The sequence below is a fragment of the Pseudorhodoplanes sp. genome, assembly GCF_046289595.1.
Lineage (GTDB): Bacteria > Pseudomonadota > Alphaproteobacteria > Rhizobiales > Xanthobacteraceae > Pseudorhodoplanes.
In genome coordinates this window covers 1-15898 of sequence record NZ_JBKBVB010000106.1, presented here as the reverse complement: position 1 = coordinate 15898, position 15898 = coordinate 1, and the positions used below count along the sequence as shown (strand labels likewise).

Genomic DNA, 15898 nt, shown 5'->3' with positions numbered 1-15898 from the left:
CGACAAGCTTGCCAGGAACTTTCTTGCTGCCATCGCACTGGCGGCGTCACGCCTCTGGCTCAGGCATTATGAGTCCACTACCTAGAGGGTGGTCTGCGAGAGTTCAAGACCGGGTGGGGAGTGTGACCGACAATCCAGTCATCATCGCCGGTGGCGGCATCGGCGGGCTTGCGGCCGCGCTGACCCTGCATCAGATCGGCGTGCCGTGCGTCGTTTTCGAGGCGGTGCGCGAGATGCGCCCGCTCGGCGTCGGGATCAACATGCAGCCCAATGCGGTGCGCGAACTCACCGATCTGGGCTTCACGCAAGCCGATCTCGATCGCGTCGGTCTTCCCGCGAAGGAATGGGCGCTGGTCGGGCTGAACGGCAACGACATCTATTCCGAGCCCCGCGGCCTCCTCGCCGGCTACAGGTGGCCGCAATATGCGGTGCACCGCGGCCTGTTTCACCTCATGCTGTATGACGCCGTGGTTGAGCGGATGGGGCGCGATGCGGTTCGGCTCGGCAGCCGGGTCAACGGCTATCGCAAGAATTCCGGTGGCGGCGTCACCGCACTGGTCGAACATGCCGACGGCTCGGCCTCCGAAGCCAGCGGCGCGCTCCTGATCGGCGCCGACGGCATCCATTCCGCGATCCGCGCACAGATGCATCCGGCACAGCCGCCGATCCATTGGGGCGGCGCGATCATGTGGCGCGGCACCACCTGGGCGAAGCCGATCCGCACGGGCTCGTCCTTCGTCGGTCTCGGCACGCATCGCGAGCGGGTGGTGTTCTATCCGATCTCGCATCCCGATCCGCGCACGGGCCTGTCGATGATCAACTGGATTGCCGAAGTCACGCTCGACAATTCCGAGGGCTGGAAGCGCAGCGGCTGGTTCCGCGAGGTCGAGGACGATGCATTCATTTCGCATTTCGAGGACTGGGTCTGGGATTGGCTCGATGTGCCGGACCTTCTGCGCAATGCCGACGCCGTGTTCGAAAATCCGATGATCGACCGCGATCCGGTACCAACCTGGCAGGACGGGCCGGTGCTGCTGATCGGCGACGCCGCGCATCCGATGTATCCGACCGGCTCGAACGGCGGCAGCCAGGCCATTGTCGATGCGCGCATGCTCGGCGCGGCGATGGTCGAGCATGGCGTCACCGAAGCGGCGCTCGCGGCCTATGATGCAAAGCTGTGCGGACCGGTTTCGCAGGTTGTGCTGCGCAATCGCGGCGCCGGACCGTTCGGCCTGCTCAACATGGTCGACGAGCGCTGCGGTGGAACCTTCGACAATATCGACGATGTCATCCCGCCGCAGGAGCGGGCCGAGTTCATGGCGGGTTACAAGGCGGCCGCGGGCTTTGCCATCGAGACGCTGAACACGGCGGCGCAGACCATCGCGCCGGGTGCAAGGGCGCGGGGAATTGACATAGCGCCGCGATGTCTGTCGCAGCCGGCGCAGGTGCCGAGCTAATTGATCGTGCGCGGCGCGTGCACGCTGTCCAGCGAGAAAGCGGGGATGTCGATCTCGAAGCGCTCGCCGGCTTCGGTCACCATGCCGTAGCGGCCGGTCATGATTCCGGACGGGGTCTGCAACGGAACGCCGCTGGTATATTCGAAGCGCTCGCCGGGAGCGAGCACGGGTTCCTCGCCCACCACACCGGCGCCGCGCACTTCCTGGACCCGCCCGAAGGCATCGGTGATGTGCCAGTAGCGGGTCTTGAGCTGGACGGTCTCGCCGCCGAAATTTGAAATCTCGATGGTATAGGCCCAGAAAAACTGGCCCTTGTCCGGGGCCGAGCGGTCGGCAAGGAACCGCGGCTCAACGGTCACTTCAATATTCCGTGTAACGGCCCGATACATGCGGTGCAGCGTCCGGTCGCAGGTCCAGCCAAACTAACAGCTTAAATTCGTGGCTTGCAACCGCAACCGCGCTCGGCGAATGTCGGAGCCGCAGACTGCTTTTCCGGAACGCGACTCCTTCAGCGATGGCCCCGACGATACCGACCGACCGCGACTTGCGGCTCGACCTGTTTCGTGGGCTCGCGCTCTGGTTCATCTTTCTCGGCCATGTTCCGTCCAACATCGTTGCCTGGATCACGATCCGCAATTACGGCTTCAGCGACGCCACTGAAATCTTCATCTTCGTGTCGGGATTTACCGCGGCCTTCGTCTATGGGCGCGCGATGCGCGACTACGGCTTCGTGGTGTCGAGCGCGCGCATCCTGAAGCGCGCCTGGCAGATCTATGTCGCGCATATTTTTCTGTTCGTGATCTATATGGGCCAGATCGCCTATGTGGCGCGCGGCTTCCAGAATCCGCTTTACGCGGAGGAAATGAACATCCTGGAATTCCTGCAGCAGCCGGACATCACGCTGGTGCAGGCGCTGCTCCTGAAGTTCAAGCCGGTCAATATGGACGTGCTGCCGCTCTATATTGTCTTGATGGCGTGCTTCGCGCCGGTGCTGTGGCTCTTGCTGAAACGCCCGACCCTCGCGCTCGGGCTGTCGGTGGTGCTTTACGCCCTGACCTGGGAGTTCGGCTGGAACCTGCCGGCCTATCCGAGCGGCTATTGGTTCTTCAATCCGCTGGCGTGGCAGCTCTTGTTCGTGTTCGGCGCCTGGTGTGCGCTCGGCGGCGCGGCGCGGCTGTCCTGGCTGTTGCGGTCGCGGGTCACGCTGACCATCGCCATTGCCTATCTGGTCTTTGCCTTTCTGGTCACACTGACCTGGCATATCCCGCGCTTTGCGCCGCTGATCCCGAAATGGCTGGCCGAGCAGATCTATCCGATCGACAAGACCAATCTGGACGTCTTGCGGTTCGCGCATTTCCTGGCCGTGGCGGCGGTGACGGTCTACTTCATCCCGCGTGACTGGGGACCGTTGAAATCGCGCTGGGTGCAACCGGCGATTTTGTGCGGACAGCATTCGCTGGAAATCTTCTGTCTTGGCGTGTTCCTGGCCTTCGCCGGGCATTTTGCCCTGGTGGAAGTCTCGCCCGGTATCCCCATGCAGATTTTTGTCAGCGTGTTAGGTATCTTGATAATGGTCGCGGTGGCCTGGCTGCTCTCGTGGTACAAGGACGCAACGGCGCGCAAGGTCGCGGCGCGCCCGGTCGCCAAGATTGCGAACCCCTCGCTTGGAGGCGAGGCATGACAGGATGGTCCATGGTCCGGGTTCTGGCGGGGGCGCTGATGGGGGCCGCCGCCCTGACCTTGCTTTCTGCCCAGGTTCCGGCGCAAACCGGCGAGGCCGGTCGGCCAGCGGCCGAGCTTGGTGCGGTTCCGCCCCCGGTGGTCGATCCCTGCGAAGTTCCGGGCTATCTCCTGTTCGGTGACAGCCGGCTGGACCATGTCAACAAGTCGGTGTCGCAGAACAAGCGGCTGACGATCCTTGTTCTCGGCTCAGCCTCCTCGCTGATGCCGGGTCCGGACGGCGTCACGAAGGCCTATCCGGGCAGGCTGGAAGAGGCGCTGCGCAGGCGGTTCCCGGATGTCGAGGTCAAGGTGATCGCGCTCGCAAAGGCCCGTCAGACCGCGGCGGACATGGCTCAAAGTGTTGAAAAAGTCCTGTTGGAGCGCAAGCCGGACTTGGTAATATGGCAGACGGGCACGGTGGACGCGATGCGCGGGGTGGATCCCGAGAGTTTCCGGGCGGCGCTCGACGACGGCATCGATCACATTCTGGAAGGCGACGCCGACCTGATCCTGATGAACATGCAGTACAGTCCGCGGACCGAGACCCTGATCGCGCTGACCAGTTATGACGACATCATGCGGGTGGTGGCGCGCGACCGTGACGTGCCGCTGTTCGACCGGCGTGAGATCATGCGCTACTGGAACGACAACGGCAATTTCGATCTCAATCTCGCGACCAAGGATGTCGCAACCGCGTACCAGGTGCACGATTGCCTCGGCCGCGCGCTCGCTTCGCTGGTGGTGGAAGCCGCGGGCCTCGATAGTGCCAAACAGAGACCGACCCAGTGACAGCATTCGTCTGCCCTTTTCCGATCCGGACATCGCTGCTGACCGCGGCGCTTCTTGCCGCAACGGCAATGCAGGGGCATGCCGCGGATAAGCAAGCGGGCTCACCACCGGCGCAACCGGCCTGTACGGCGCCCGACGACGCCACGCGGATGATGTATCCGCTGGTGCGCACCGCGCGGAAGCTTGCCGCGGGTGAGTCCCTCAAGATCGTCGCCATCGGCTCGTCATCGACCGCGGGAGCGGGCGCGAGCGGACCGGATAAAACCTATCCGGCGCGGCTGGCGGTCGAACTGCAGGCACGTTTTCCCGCGCAGCGCATCTCCGTGATCAATCGCGGCGTCAACGGCGAAGAAGCCAAGGACATGATCGCCCGCATTGAAGGCGAGGTGCTGTCCGAAGAACCCGATCTGATCCTGTGGCAGGTCGGCGCCAATGCGGTGCTGCGCGACAGTCCGATGCCCGCGGTGCATTCCGATATTCTTCACGGCCTTCGCCGCATGAAGGCCGCCGGCGCCGATGTCGTTCTCATCGATCCGCAATTCGCGCCGAAGGTGCTGGCCAAGAAGCATGCCGCCGCCATGGTTCAATTGCTGGAGACCATGGCCAAGGCCGAACATGTCGATCTGTTCGAGCGCTTCAAGGTGATGCGCCACTGGCGGCAGGTCGGAAAGCTTCCGTTCGAGGCCTTCCTCTCGCCGGACGAACTGCACATGAACGACTGGAGCTATGACTGTATCGCCAAGGTGATGGCCGGCGCCATTGCGGAGGCCGCCACGCGCAGCGCCATGACCGCTCGCGCCGCCGCGCCGCGCTGAACGCGCAAATATCCGGGATAAGTGGGGAAGCCGTCATGCCCGGCCTTGTGCCGGGCATTCACGCCTTTATCCAATCATGACGCGTGGATGGCCGGGACACGCCCGGCCATGACGCCGGGAGACAGGGAAACCAAGCGTGGCGCAGGCCTTCAATGCAAATGGCAGCGGCATCCTGCCGGACCGGTCGATCCTCGCATTGACGAAGGCCTCGCATGTGCGCCCGTCCGCGCCCTATGTCGAAGGTCAGGTGCAGCCGGCTTCGCTCGACCTGCGGCTTGGGCCCGTCGCCTACCGCGTGCGCGCGAGCTTTCTGCCGGGGCCTCAGGCCAGCGTCGAGAAGCGGATCGAGGCGCTGCGCCTGCACGCCGTGGACCTCACCGGCAACGGGGCGGTGCTGGAGACCGGCTGCGTGTATATCGTGCCGCTGATGGAGAGCCTCGCGCTGCCCGCGGATATTTCGGCGACCGCCAATCCGAAAAGCTCGACCGGGCGGCTCGACGTGTTCACGCGCGTGATTGCAGACCGCTCGCGCGGCTTCGATCAGGTCGCGGCAGGATACGAGGGCCCGCTTTATGCCGAGATTTCGCCGCGCACCTTCCCGGTATTGGTGCGGCAGGGCTCGCGCCTCTCGCAGATCCGCTTCCGGCGCGGCGAGACCGCGCTCGATGCCGTGCAATTGCGGGCGCTGCATGCGCGCGAACGCCTGGTCGATGCCGACGATGCCGATCTCACCCATGGCGTTGCGGTCGGCGTCGATCTGTCCGGCAATTTCGCCGGCGGCCTGATCGGCTACCGGGCCAAGCGCCATACCGGATTGATCGATGTCGATCTGCGCGGCGGCTACGATGTCGGAGACTTCTGGGAGCCGATGAGCGCGCGCTCAGACAACAGCCTGATCCTCGATCCCAACGAGTTCTACATTCTTGCTTCCAAGGAGGCGGTGCAGGTGCCGCCCGACCATGCCGCCGAGATGGTGCCGTTCGACCCGCTGGTCGGCGAGTTCAGGGTGCATTACGCGGGCTTCTTCGATCCGGGCTTCGGTTATGCGGGCGCTGGCGGGCGCGGTGCGCGCGCGGTGCTGGAGGTCCGCTCGCGCGAAGTGCCGTTCATCCTTGAGCACGGGCAGATCGTCGGCCGTCTGATCTATGAAAAGATGATGGCGCGGCCGGACACGCTCTACGGGCAGGGCATCGGTTCGAACTACCAGGCGCAGGGCCTGAAACTGTCGAAGCATTTCCGGAGCTGACGCGAGATGCCAGCGCTCGCCTCGCTCACGGCAGCCGAGATCGTCCGCCTGCTCGACCTGCAGCCGCATCCCGAGGGCGGCCATTACCGCGAGACCTTCCGCGATACCCGCACCGACCACACCGGCCGCGCCGCCTCGACCGCGATCTATTTCCTCTTGGCGCGCGGCGAGCGCTCGCACTGGCACAAGGTCGATGCGGTGGAGACCTGGCACTGGCATGCCGGCGCGCCGCTGCGGCTCGAGATTCACGAACACGGCACGCGGACAGCCATGATTCTCGGTCCCGATCTGGCTGCGGGCGAGCGGCCGCAGGGTATCGTCCCGGCCCATGCCTGGCAGGCCGCGGAATCGCTCGGCGACTGGACGCTGGTCGGCTGCACGGTGGCGCCCGGCTTTGAATTTTCAGGCTTCGAACTTGCGCCGAAGGGCTGGTCGCCGGATCGGACCTGACATGCCGTGCGGCATTAGACTAGTGGCGGGTCCGCACGGCCGGCCGGTAGACGCGGGGGCGGTAACAGCTGAGCCGCACCATGTGGCGATGAGGTTCATCGCCGCAGCCGAAGGGCGCCCGCAAATCAATGGCGAGGCAGGCCTTCTGTTGGGCGCGGCGGATTGTCCCGGTTGTGGAAACAACCCTCGGCCGGCTGTGTTGTCCGCACACCATCCGAATTGTACTCAGGAGACAGTGATGCTGAAATCGGCGCTCGCCATGGCCGTGATTGGTTTCGTCGCGTTTGCGGCGGCATGGCCATCCCTATCGCAGGGTTTACAGCGGCCGGCCGTGTCGATCGAGCAGGCCACCAAGATCGCGCGCGACCGCGGTCTGATCGTGATCCGCGAGATCGAGCTCGACGACGGCAAGTGGGAAGTGGAAGGTCGCAACCAGTCCGGCGAAAAGCGCGAGCTTCACATCGACGCCGGCACCGGCACGGTGCTGCGCGACGAGCGTGATTGAAGCGCCGCGCATCAGGCCTGCGGGACGATTCTTACGTCTGCCAGATGAAAACGGTGTATCCGGCATAGAGCGCCACCATGATGGCGCCCTCGCGCCGGGAAATCCGGTAGCCGGTGAAGGCCAGGCCGATGACCAGGGCGGCGACGGCCAGCATGATCGGGTTGCCGAAAGCGGCGATCGTCGCCGGAAAATCGGTCGGCGCGATCACGCCGGTCAGGCCGGCAATGCCCAGCACATTGTAGATGCAGGAACCGAACACATTGCCGAGCGCCACGTCGGTGTTCTTGCGCAGCGTCGCCGCCGCCGAGGTGACGAGCTCCGGCAGCGTGGTGCCGATCGCTACCGCCGTCAGCCCGATCACGCTTTCCGAGACGCGCAGGCCGCGTGCCAGATCGACCGCGGCCTCGACCAGCCATTGTGCGCCGAGCACCACCAGCACGATGCCGCCGATGGCCTGGCTGATGGCGAAGGCGAGGCCGCTCCATCCGCCGGGCAGCCGGCCGCGGACCGGAATGACCTCCGCCGCCGCCTCGGCGCGCTCATAGGGCGCGGTGTGGTCCTTGGGCCGGCGCCGTTCGTACTGGACCGACCGGAACAGATACAGCGCCAGCATCACCACATAAGCCGCGCCCACCGCGCGCGACAGCGGTGCGGCGATCGACAGCAGCGTGAAAACCAGAATGGTGGTGAACACCACGGCGCCGTCGAATTTCAGCGAGCGCGAATCCACGTGAATCGGCTGGATCAGCGCGCATAGGCCGAGCACCAGAAGAAGATTGGCAATATTGGCGCCGACGATATTGCCGAGTGCAACGCCGGGCGCGCCGGCCAGGGCGCCGCTGACCGAGGTGACGAGTTCCGGCGTCGATGTGCCAAGGCCGATCAGAAGCCCGATCAGGAGCCCCGAGACCCCGAGCTGTCGCGCGATCTGCACCGCGCCGCTGACCAGCAGTTGCGCGCCGCCGATCAGGAAGACGAGGCCCGCGGCGAAGAAGAAAGCGTTCTCCATTCCGTCCGCCGGCCTGCCGCTTGTGTCCCGATCCGCTCGCTGAAAGCCCGCCGGTGCGCGACGCCGGACAGCGTGCCGCTAAACCAGATATTGACCGCCATTCGCCGTAAGGGTGGCGCCGGTGATGAAGCTGGAATCGTCCGACGCCAGGAACACCACGCAGCGCGCGATCTCCTCCGGCTCGCCGAGCCGTCCGACCGGGATTTGCGGCAGGATGCTTTTTTCCAGCACGTCCTGCGGCACCGCCTTCACCATTTCGGTCGCGATATAGCCCGGGCAGATCGCATTCACGGTGATGCCGCTCTTGGCACCTTCCTGCGCCAGGGCCTTGGTGAAGCCGATGTCGCCGGCCTTGGCCGCCGAATAATTGACCTGCCCCATCTGGCCCTTCTGGCCGTTGATCGAGGAGATGTTGATGACGCGGCCGAATTTGCGCGCGCGCATGCCCTCGATCACGTGACGGGTCATGTTGAACAGCGAACCGAGATTGGTGTTGATGACGGCATTCCACTGATCGAGGGTCATCCTGTGGAACATGGTGTCGCGGGTGATGCCGGCATTGTTGACCAGCACCTCCACCGGACCGAGATCGGCCTCCACCTGCTTGATGCCTGCGCCGCACGCCTCGAAATTCGAAACGTCCCATTTGTAGACGGGAATGCCGGTCGCGGCCTTGAACTTCTGGGCGGCTTCGTCGTTGCCGCCGTAATTGGCTGCGACATTGTATCCCGCCGCTTTCAGCGCCTTGCTGATCGCTTCGCCGATCCCGCGCGTCCCGCCCGTCACCAACGCCACCCGAGCCATTGCTTCCCCCGCTTTTTGTCCGGCGCGCCCAACGGCCGGAGCAACTACAGTAGAGACGTAAATGGCCGGGGCAAGCCCCGGCCATGACGCAAATCAACGCGGTGGCGCAGCCGCAACGGCCGCGTTTCGCCGGAGAGCGGTTACGGCCGCTCGACGCACATCGCGATCCCCATGCCGCCGCCGATGCAGAGCGTGGCAAGGCCCTTCTTCGCGTTGCGCTTTTGCATCTCATGGAGCAGCGTAACAAGAACCCGGGCGCCGGATGCGCCGATCGGGTGGCCGATCGCGATCGCGCCGCCATTGACGTTGACCTTCGAGGTATCGAGGCCGAGCTCCTTGTTCACCGCACAGGCCTGCGCAGCGAAGGCTTCGTTGGCCTCGATCAGGTCGAGATCCTGCACGCTCCAGCCGGCCTTCTTGAGCGCCGCGCGCGACGCCGGGATCGGCCCGGTGCCCATGATCGAGGGATCGACGCCGGCATGGGCCCAGGAGGCGATGCGGGCAAGGATCGGCTTGCCGGCCTTTTTGGCCTCGGATGCTTTCATCAGCACCACGGCGGCGGCGCCGTCATTGATGCCCGAGGCGTTCGCCGCCGTCACCGAGCCTTCCTTGTCGAAGGCCGGCCGCAGCTTTGCGATCGACTCCATCGTCACGCCCGACTTGGGATACTCGTCGGTATCCACCACGATGTCGCCCTTGCGCGACTTCACGGTGACCGGCGCGATTTCGTCCTTGAACTTGCCGGCCTTCATCGCGGCTTCGGCCTTGTTCTGCGAGGCGACGGCGAATTCGTCCTGCTGCTGGCGGGTGATCTGCCATTGCTTGGCGACATTCTCGGCGGTGGTTCCCATGTGATAGCCGTTAAAGGCGTCCCAGAGGCCGTCCTTGATCATGGTATCGACCATCTGCAGGTCGCCCATCTTCACGCCGGCGCGCAGATAGGCGCAATGCGGGGCCATGCTCATGGATTCCTGGCCGCCGGCGACCACAATGTCGGAATCGCCGTTGAGGATGGCCTGATAGCCGAGCGCCACCGCCCGCAACCCCGACCCGCAGAGCTGATTGACGCCCCAGGCCGGGCTCTCGACCGGAATGCCGGCCGCGATCGAGGCCTGCCGCGCCGGGTTCTGACCCTGCCCCGCGGTCAGGATCTGTCCCATAATGACCTCGGATACCTGTTTTCCTTCGATCCCGGCACGCTCCATGGCCGCAGCGATGGCCACCTTGCCGAGCTCGTGCGCCGGCAGGTTCGCGAAGGCCCCGTTAAAGGCTCCGACCGGCGTCCGCGCCGCGCCGACAATGACGATGTCGTCCTGCATGAATAGCTCCCTGTCTCGGTGGGGAGCCAATAGCATGGCCGAAGCGCGCGGCAAAACGGCAGCGGTATGCGCCAGGGACCGACAGCCCCTGCATAAAACGGTGGCTAGGCCCGTCGAAACAGCCTATTTTCATTCTAGAGGATAGTTTCCGGCCCAATTCCTTGTGTCAGCGGGCGCCACGCAAGCGGATATCATGGCAAAATCGGACGAACCCATCACGATCAAGAAATACGCCAACCGCCGTCTCTATAATACCGGCACCAGCACCTATGTGACGCTGGAAGATCTGGCCACCATGGTAAAGAGCGGCGAGGATTTCGTCGTCTACGACGCCAAGACATCCGAGGACATCACCCGGTCGGTTCTGGCCCAGATCATTTTCGAGCAGGAGAACAAGGAAGGGCAAAATCTGCTGCCCATCAACTTCCTGCGCCAGCTCATCCGCTTCTACGGCGACTCCATGCAGATGATGGTGCCGCGCTATCTCGAAGTTTCGCTGGAATCCTTTACCCGCGAGCAGGAAAAGATGCGCCAGCAGATGGCGCAGGCCTTCGGGGTGGGTGTCGGCGCCAATCCGTTCGGATCGATGGAAGATCAGGTCCGGCGCAATATGGAGATGTTCGAGAAGGCGTTTTCCATGTTCACGCCGTTTGCGCGGCGCGAAGCCGGCGCCCAGGACAAGGCCGAGGGGGACAAGCCCGCCGCCTCGTCCGAAGACATCGACGCGCTGAAACGCCAGATCGAGGAAATGCAAAAGCGCATCGATCGGATCAGCGACAAGGATTGATCGCTGCGATCGAACGGCGGCTCACGAGCCGGTCGCAGCTTTTGGCGTCGCCGCTTCCGGGCGCGTGAGGGCCGCGCGCCCGATATGATGGCCCTGCAGAAAATCGCAGCCCCATGACGTCAGGATCGCGGCGGACTGCTCGTTCTGCACCCATTCGGCAACCGTCTTCAGCTTCAGCCCGCGTCCGAGATCGAGCATCGCGCGCACGAAGGTGCGGTCGTCCTGCGAGCGCACCAGGTTCTGCACGAAGGCGCCGTCGATCTTGATCATGTCGACTCCGAGTTTGCGCAGGTTCTGAAACGAGGTGTAGCCCGCGCCGAAATCGTCGATCGCGATCCGGGCGCCGAGATCCTTCACGCGCCGCACAAATCCGCGCGCATTGTCGAGGTCATGAATGGCGGCGGTCTCGGTGATTTCCACGATCAGCCGTTCCGCCACCGCCGGGTTCAGCCGCAACAGTGACTCAAGGCGGGTCCACCAGTCCGGGTCTATGGTGGAGGACGCCGAAACGTTCAGGCTCGCGCGCAGTTCCGGATGCGCTGCCATCTCCTCGATCGCAAGGTCGAGCACGCGCTGATCGAGCAGCCGCGCCAGATTGAGCCGCTCGGCGATCGGCACGACTTCGGCGGCCGGCGCCAGCGTCCCGTCGGGCTTTCGGACGCGGAGCAGGCATTCGTAAAATGCCAGATCGCGGCTCTGCGCGTCCACCACCGGCTCATAGGCGAGCAGAATGCGGTTTTCGTTCAGCGCATGGATGATGCTGTCGGTGGCGCGGATATTGGCGCGCCGCTGCGCTTCTCGTTCGAGGCTTGGCTGATAGGCCAGGAACGAGCCGGGCCGTTTCTCGCGGGCGCGGTCGAGGGTCTCCTGCGCGCGCGCCAGCACCTCCTCCACGGTGGATGCATGGCCGGGCGCCGAAATCCCGCTGATCGTGCCGCCGACCGGGACCGGCCCCGCCGTCGTCATCACCACGTCGTCGCGCATGGCAGCCAGCAGGCGCTCGGCCGCGACGCCGATCTCGTCCGGACTGCATTTGCTGAGGATGATGCCGAACTTGTTGCCGGAGAAGCGTCCGAGAATGTCGTTGCAGCGCATCCGGCCGCGCAATCGCTTGGCGATGACCGCGATCACCTCATCGGCGACGTCATAGCCATAGGACCGGTTGATGCGCCCGAGATTGTCGATTGCGACGAGCAGAAAGCCGCAGGAGCTTTGCGTGCGCTCGGTCTCTTTCAGTGTTTCGGCGAGCCGCTCGGTCATGTACCAGCGGTTGATTTCGCCGGTCTGGGCGTCGAAGCGCGACAGATAGGCGAGCTTCTCCTCGCGTTCGTGTCGTTCGTTGATGACGCGCACGATCCCGTGCGCCATGCAGGGCTTGCCGTCGGCGCCCGCGAACCAGCGTCCGGTGTCCTCGATCCAGAGCTTCGGCGAGCGCGGGCCCAGGCGCAGGGCGTATTGCACCTGATAGGGAACGCCGGCGCCATGGTCGGTCCCCGTCGAATGCAGGATCGTGTCCCTGCGCGTCTTGGCATTGTCCTTGGCCAGAAGGGCCTCGAAGCCCGCGCCGGACGCGACCGGCGCGATACTGCGCAGTCCAAGGATGCGCGCAGCATCGGCACCCCATGTCAGCACGTCGGTATCGATGCGCCACTCGTAGGGCACCTCGCCTGCGGATTGCAGAATCGCGGCGCAATCGAGCGCGCCGGCATCCGCTGTGGACGCGACGCTTTGCTCTCCTGCGCGGATTGGGCGCGGCAGCTTGCTGGCTCGGCTCACGATCTCTCTCTCGGCTGCCGCAATCCTTCACATGTTGCGGCACACGGTAGACGGGAGTTTAACAGTCAACTCTAAACAAGAGGGTAAGCCGGATGGCGGCAATTTAGGAACGTTCGGGCGGTCGCAGCGTTCGCGGCACAGGGCTTGCGAATTGCGGATGAGGGGACACGGGATGTCCCGTTTTGACGCAAGGAGCCGCCGTGCTGCCCGACCGCACCAGACGCGATGGTGAAGCGCCGCGCGCCGCTGCTCCCTTTCCGGACGAGCAGGATCGGCGCGATCTTGCCGTGGTTAACACGAAGCAAACGACGCCGGCGGGCAAACCGTCGCGCTATGGCGATGCATTGTTCGTCGCGCATCTGTTCGCCAGCAAGTTCGACGTCCCGCAGCAGCGCGACAAACGCCGCGCCGACCCGGCCGACGCCAATACCAGCTATCGCAACAGCGCGACGCGGCCGGCTGCGGCCGGGCGGGTGCTGTCGAAGAAGGTTTGATCGTCACCGTGGCCTGACCGCCAATCGCTCGCTCAACAGCCGAGCGCGCAGCCGTCCTTGCGCGGATCGGATGCGCCAATCAGCACGCCGCGCTCCCAGTCGATGCGGATCGCCTGGCCGCCGCCATGCGGCAGCGCGCGCCGGACCGTGTCGTGGCCGCGCAGGCGCAACGCCGCGATCACAGCGTCGGAAACGCCGTTCTCGACCTCGACCCGCTCGCCCTCGAAGAACACCCGCGGCCAGTCGATCGCGGTCTGCAGGTCCATGCCGTGATCGACGATGTTGGAGACCAGATGGGCGTGGCCCATCGCCTGATAGGCACCGCCCATCACCCCGAATGCCATGTCGACGCGGCCGTTGCGCAGGGCGAGCGCCGGAATGATGGTGTGCAGGGGCCGCTTCGACGGCCCGATGCAGTTCGGATGCCCCGGCGTCAGGTTGAAGCCGGAGCCGCGATGATGCAGCAGGATGCCGGTCTTTTCGGTCGCGATCCCCGAGCCGAACGCCGAGAACAGCGAATTGATCATGGTCACCGCGTTGCGGTCGCGGTCGACGACGCAGACCAGAACAGTCGAGCCGGCCGGTTTGATCGCTTTCGGAAACTGCGACCGCTTCGCCGGATCGATCATGGCCGCAAGCTGCGCCGCAAAGCGCTTGTCGAGCAAAGCCTCGACGCTTTCGGTCATGAAAGCGGGGTCGGCGATAGTGGTATTGCGCATGCCGTAGGCGAGGCGGCCTGCTTCGATCAACAGATGCAGCCGGTCGGCGCCGTTTGCATCGAGCGCAGCCACGTCGAAGCGTTCCAGGATGTTGAGCAGCACCAGCGCCGCGAGCCCCTGGCCGTTGGGCGGCAGCTCGGTCACGTCAAGACCGCGATAATTCGTGGCAATCGGCGAGACGGCTTCGCCGCGATGCGCCGCGACGTCCTCCGCGGTCAGGACGCCGCCGAGCGCGCGCAGCGTCGCCACGATGTCGTCGGCGATTTCGCCCTCGTAGAAGGCGCGGGCGCCGTCTTTGGCAATTGTGCGCAACGTCTTTGCCAGCGCCGGGAAGGCCACGATATCGCCTTCTTTCGGCGCGTGTCCGCCGGGAAGGAAATGCCGCGCGGTGGCGGCGTGCTTGTTGAGCTTGTCCACCGCGAGCGACCAGTCCAGCGCGACACGTGGCTGCACCGGGATGCCGTTTTCCGCGGCGTCGATTGCGGGTTGCAGCACGCGGTCGAGGCCGAACCGGCCGTGCGTTTTCAGAATGGTGTCCCAGGCCCCGATCGCGCCCGGCACCGTCACCGCATGCACCGAGTCGATCGCAACGTCCCTGGCGCCCTGTTCGATCAGGATCTCCGGCCGCATCGCAGCGCCGGTGCGGCCGGAGCCGTTATAGCCCCAGACCGGTTGGCCGGGCCGTGCGACCAGACAGAAGCAGTCGCCGCCGATCCCCGTCATGTGCGGTTCGCCAATACAGGCGACTGCCATCGCTGCAACGGCCGCATCGGCTGCGGTGCCGCCGGCGCGCATGATTTCAATCGCCGTCAGCGAAGCGAGGGGGTGCGAGGTGGCAACCATGGCGCCCTCGGCATAAAGCGGCGAGCGGCCGGGCTTGTGAAAATCGCGGGTCATGGGCCCGGCCATCTCGCGGCCGCACCTCAGCGGATCACCGGAGGATGGCCCTCGACGGTGAAGTCGCGCGCAGCGGCGCGGATCGAGATCGAGAAGCCGCCGATCACATCCACCGCGCAGATCACGAGAAAGACGAGAAAGGTCGAGGTCGCCGCCTTCTGCACCATCAGGAATTCGATCAGCGCCGCGACGAACAAAACGAACGACAGCAGATGGTCGACGATGGATTTCACCCCGAAGCGCGTGGCTTTCAGGATCTCAACGAACAGCAGCAGAACCGACAGGATCAAAAGAAGATCGCCGGTGGTGACGTTGAGCGTCGCCCCCGACATCATCTGGAAGGTGAACACCGTGTCGGCAAAGCCGAGATCGAACAGGAAGGCGACGATGTTGTAGAGCGCGAACGGGATGAGGAGGAGAGGGAAGCCGATGAGATACATGGGTCAACTCTCGGGTCACCCTCTCAGGGTCGCACGCTCCGGGCGGTCACTCCCGTGGTTTCGGCGCGGGAAGGGCGGCGATGCCGCCGGTCACCGGCGGGGTGCGCCCGCCGGGTCGGCCTTGGCCATCAGGCCTCGGCGCTCTTGACCTTCAGCACCTGCCGGCCCTTGTACATGCCGGTCTTCAGGTCGAGGTGGTGGGGACGGCGGAATTCGCCGGAATCCTTGTCCTCGACATAAGCAGGCTGCTTGAGCGCGTCGGCGGACCGGCGCATGCCGCGCCGCGACGGCGAGGTTTTTCGTTTCGGAACGGCCATTGCTGGAACTCCTGAAAAAAAAGACGATCCGCCCCAGGGAGCCCCTGTTCCAGGAAAACCCTGCCGGACCGGGTGTGACGGATTGCGGCGGCTTATAGAGGAACAAGCCCGGCAAGGCTAGGGCTTTTGCCCGCTTCCCTGCGGCTTTCAGGAGCCTCGCGGCCGCCGCAGGCAGGCGTCCAGCCCCACCATATTGGCCCGGCGCTGGTAAATCCCCGAAAGCCGCCGGACCGCCGGACCCGGTTTCGCCGCGTCCCGCCGGCGTGGATTGGGCAGCATGGCCGCCGTCAGCGCGGCCTCCCGGGCGGTGGGACGGGACATGATGCAGGTCGCGCCCAACGGCGAGCCTGCT

17 protein-coding genes and 1 pseudogene are annotated in these 15898 nt (G+C 65.0%); 9 read left to right on the top strand and 9 right to left on the bottom strand.

The genetic code is table 11. From position 1 onward, the window contains the following. Window positions 1-122 precede the first annotated feature (122 nt). Window positions 123-1457, top strand: a complete 1335-nt coding sequence (locus tag ACK41X_RS18380) for a flavin-dependent oxidoreductase (RefSeq protein WP_409726288.1) — start codon at window positions 123-125, stop codon at window positions 1455-1457. Here ACK41X_RS18380 and apaG read toward each other — a convergent pair. Then, on the bottom strand, window positions 1454-1846 hold the full coding sequence (gene apaG / locus ACK41X_RS18375; protein ID WP_409726287.1) for a Co2+/Mg2+ efflux protein ApaG: 393 nt from the start codon (window positions 1844-1846) through the stop codon (window positions 1454-1456). The genes ACK41X_RS18380 and apaG overlap by 4 nt on opposite strands. A gap of 125 nt (window positions 1847-1971) precedes the next feature. Between apaG and ACK41X_RS18370 the strand changes: the two genes are divergently transcribed. The 6 genes from ACK41X_RS18370 to ACK41X_RS18345 all read left to right on the top strand — a co-directional run bounded on the left by ACK41X_RS18370 (window position 1972) and on the right by ACK41X_RS18345 (window position 6984). Beyond that, a complete protein-coding gene (locus ACK41X_RS18370) occupies window positions 1972-3138 on the top strand; it encodes an OpgC family protein (protein ID WP_409726285.1) in 1167 nt (388 codons plus the stop codon). Next, complete coding sequence (locus tag ACK41X_RS18365; RefSeq protein WP_409726283.1) at window positions 3135-3968, top strand: SGNH/GDSL hydrolase family protein; 834 nt, start codon at window positions 3135-3137, stop codon at window positions 3966-3968. The genes ACK41X_RS18370 and ACK41X_RS18365 overlap by 4 nt, the downstream gene beginning before the upstream one ends. Further along, on the top strand, window positions 3965-4783 hold the full coding sequence (locus tag ACK41X_RS18360) for an SGNH/GDSL hydrolase family protein (protein WP_409726281.1): 819 nt from the start codon (window positions 3965-3967) through the stop codon (window positions 4781-4783). Before ACK41X_RS18365 ends, ACK41X_RS18360 begins: the two co-directional genes overlap by 4 nt. 136 nt (window positions 4784-4919) lie before the next feature. Next, on the top strand, window positions 4920-6029 hold the full coding sequence (locus ACK41X_RS18355) for a 2'-deoxycytidine 5'-triphosphate deaminase (protein ID WP_409726279.1): 1110 nt from the start codon (window positions 4920-4922) through the stop codon (window positions 6027-6029). Window positions 6030-6035: 6 nt separating this feature from the next. Continuing rightward, a complete protein-coding gene (locus tag ACK41X_RS18350; protein ID WP_409726277.1) occupies window positions 6036-6479 on the top strand; it encodes a cupin domain-containing protein in 444 nt (147 codons plus the stop codon). Window positions 6480-6717: 238 nt separating this feature from the next. After that, a complete protein-coding gene (locus ACK41X_RS18345) occupies window positions 6718-6984 on the top strand; it encodes a PepSY domain-containing protein (RefSeq protein ID WP_409726275.1) in 267 nt (88 codons plus the stop codon). A 31-nt stretch (window positions 6985-7015) separates the two neighbouring features. Here ACK41X_RS18345 and ACK41X_RS18340 read toward each other — a convergent pair whose 3' ends face one another. From ACK41X_RS18340 to ACK41X_RS18330, 3 genes are all read right to left on the bottom strand, one after another. Further along, window positions 7016-7993 carry a calcium/sodium antiporter gene (locus ACK41X_RS18340; protein WP_409726273.1) on the bottom strand — a complete coding sequence of 326 codons (978 nt, stop codon included), beginning with the start codon at window positions 7991-7993 and terminating at the stop codon, window positions 7016-7018. Between the two features lie 78 nt (window positions 7994-8071). After that, window positions 8072-8797, bottom strand: coding sequence for an acetoacetyl-CoA reductase (gene phbB, locus ACK41X_RS18335; RefSeq protein ID WP_409726271.1), 726 nt, complete (start codon window positions 8795-8797; stop codon window positions 8072-8074). 140 nt (window positions 8798-8937) lie between these two features. Then, window positions 8938-10116, bottom strand: coding sequence for an acetyl-CoA C-acetyltransferase (locus tag ACK41X_RS18330; RefSeq protein ID WP_409726270.1), 1179 nt, complete (start codon window positions 10114-10116; stop codon window positions 8938-8940). Window positions 10117-10309: 193 nt separating this feature from the next. Here ACK41X_RS18330 and phaR point away from each other — a divergent pair, with 193 nt between their 5' ends. Beyond that, window positions 10310-10903, top strand: coding sequence for a polyhydroxyalkanoate synthesis repressor PhaR (gene phaR, locus ACK41X_RS18325; protein WP_409726268.1), 594 nt, complete (start codon window positions 10310-10312; stop codon window positions 10901-10903). A gap of 21 nt (window positions 10904-10924) precedes the next feature. On the opposite strand, the gene ACK41X_RS18320 is transcribed toward phaR, so the two are convergent. Continuing rightward, window positions 10925-12679, bottom strand: coding sequence for a putative bifunctional diguanylate cyclase/phosphodiesterase (locus ACK41X_RS18320; protein WP_409726266.1), 1755 nt, complete (start codon window positions 12677-12679; stop codon window positions 10925-10927). A 200-nt stretch (window positions 12680-12879) separates the two neighbouring features. On the opposite strand from ACK41X_RS18320, the gene ACK41X_RS18315 reads away from it, so the two are divergent. Further along, on the top strand, window positions 12880-13173 hold the full coding sequence (locus ACK41X_RS18315; RefSeq protein WP_409726264.1) for a hypothetical protein: 294 nt from the start codon (window positions 12880-12882) through the stop codon (window positions 13171-13173). Window positions 13174-13205: 32 nt separating this feature from the next. On the opposite strand, the gene ggt is transcribed toward ACK41X_RS18315, so the two are convergent. From ggt to ACK41X_RS18295, 4 genes and pseudogenes are all read right to left on the bottom strand, one after another. After that, window positions 13206-14789 carry a gamma-glutamyltransferase gene (gene ggt, locus ACK41X_RS18310; RefSeq protein ID WP_409726262.1) on the bottom strand — a complete coding sequence of 528 codons (1584 nt, stop codon included), beginning with the start codon at window positions 14787-14789 and terminating at the stop codon, window positions 13206-13208. Window positions 14790-14815: 26 nt separating this feature from the next. Then, a complete protein-coding gene (locus tag ACK41X_RS18305) occupies window positions 14816-15229 on the bottom strand; it encodes a hypothetical protein (RefSeq protein WP_409726260.1) in 414 nt (137 codons plus the stop codon). A 128-nt stretch (window positions 15230-15357) separates the two neighbouring features. Then, window positions 15358-15546, bottom strand: a complete 189-nt coding sequence (gene rpmF / locus ACK41X_RS18300; RefSeq protein WP_325706119.1) for a 50S ribosomal protein L32 — start codon at window positions 15544-15546, stop codon at window positions 15358-15360. 147 nt (window positions 15547-15693) lie between these two features. Beyond that, a pseudogene (locus tag ACK41X_RS18295) lies at window positions 15694-15898 on the bottom strand (monofunctional biosynthetic peptidoglycan transglycosylase); the annotation flags it as partial.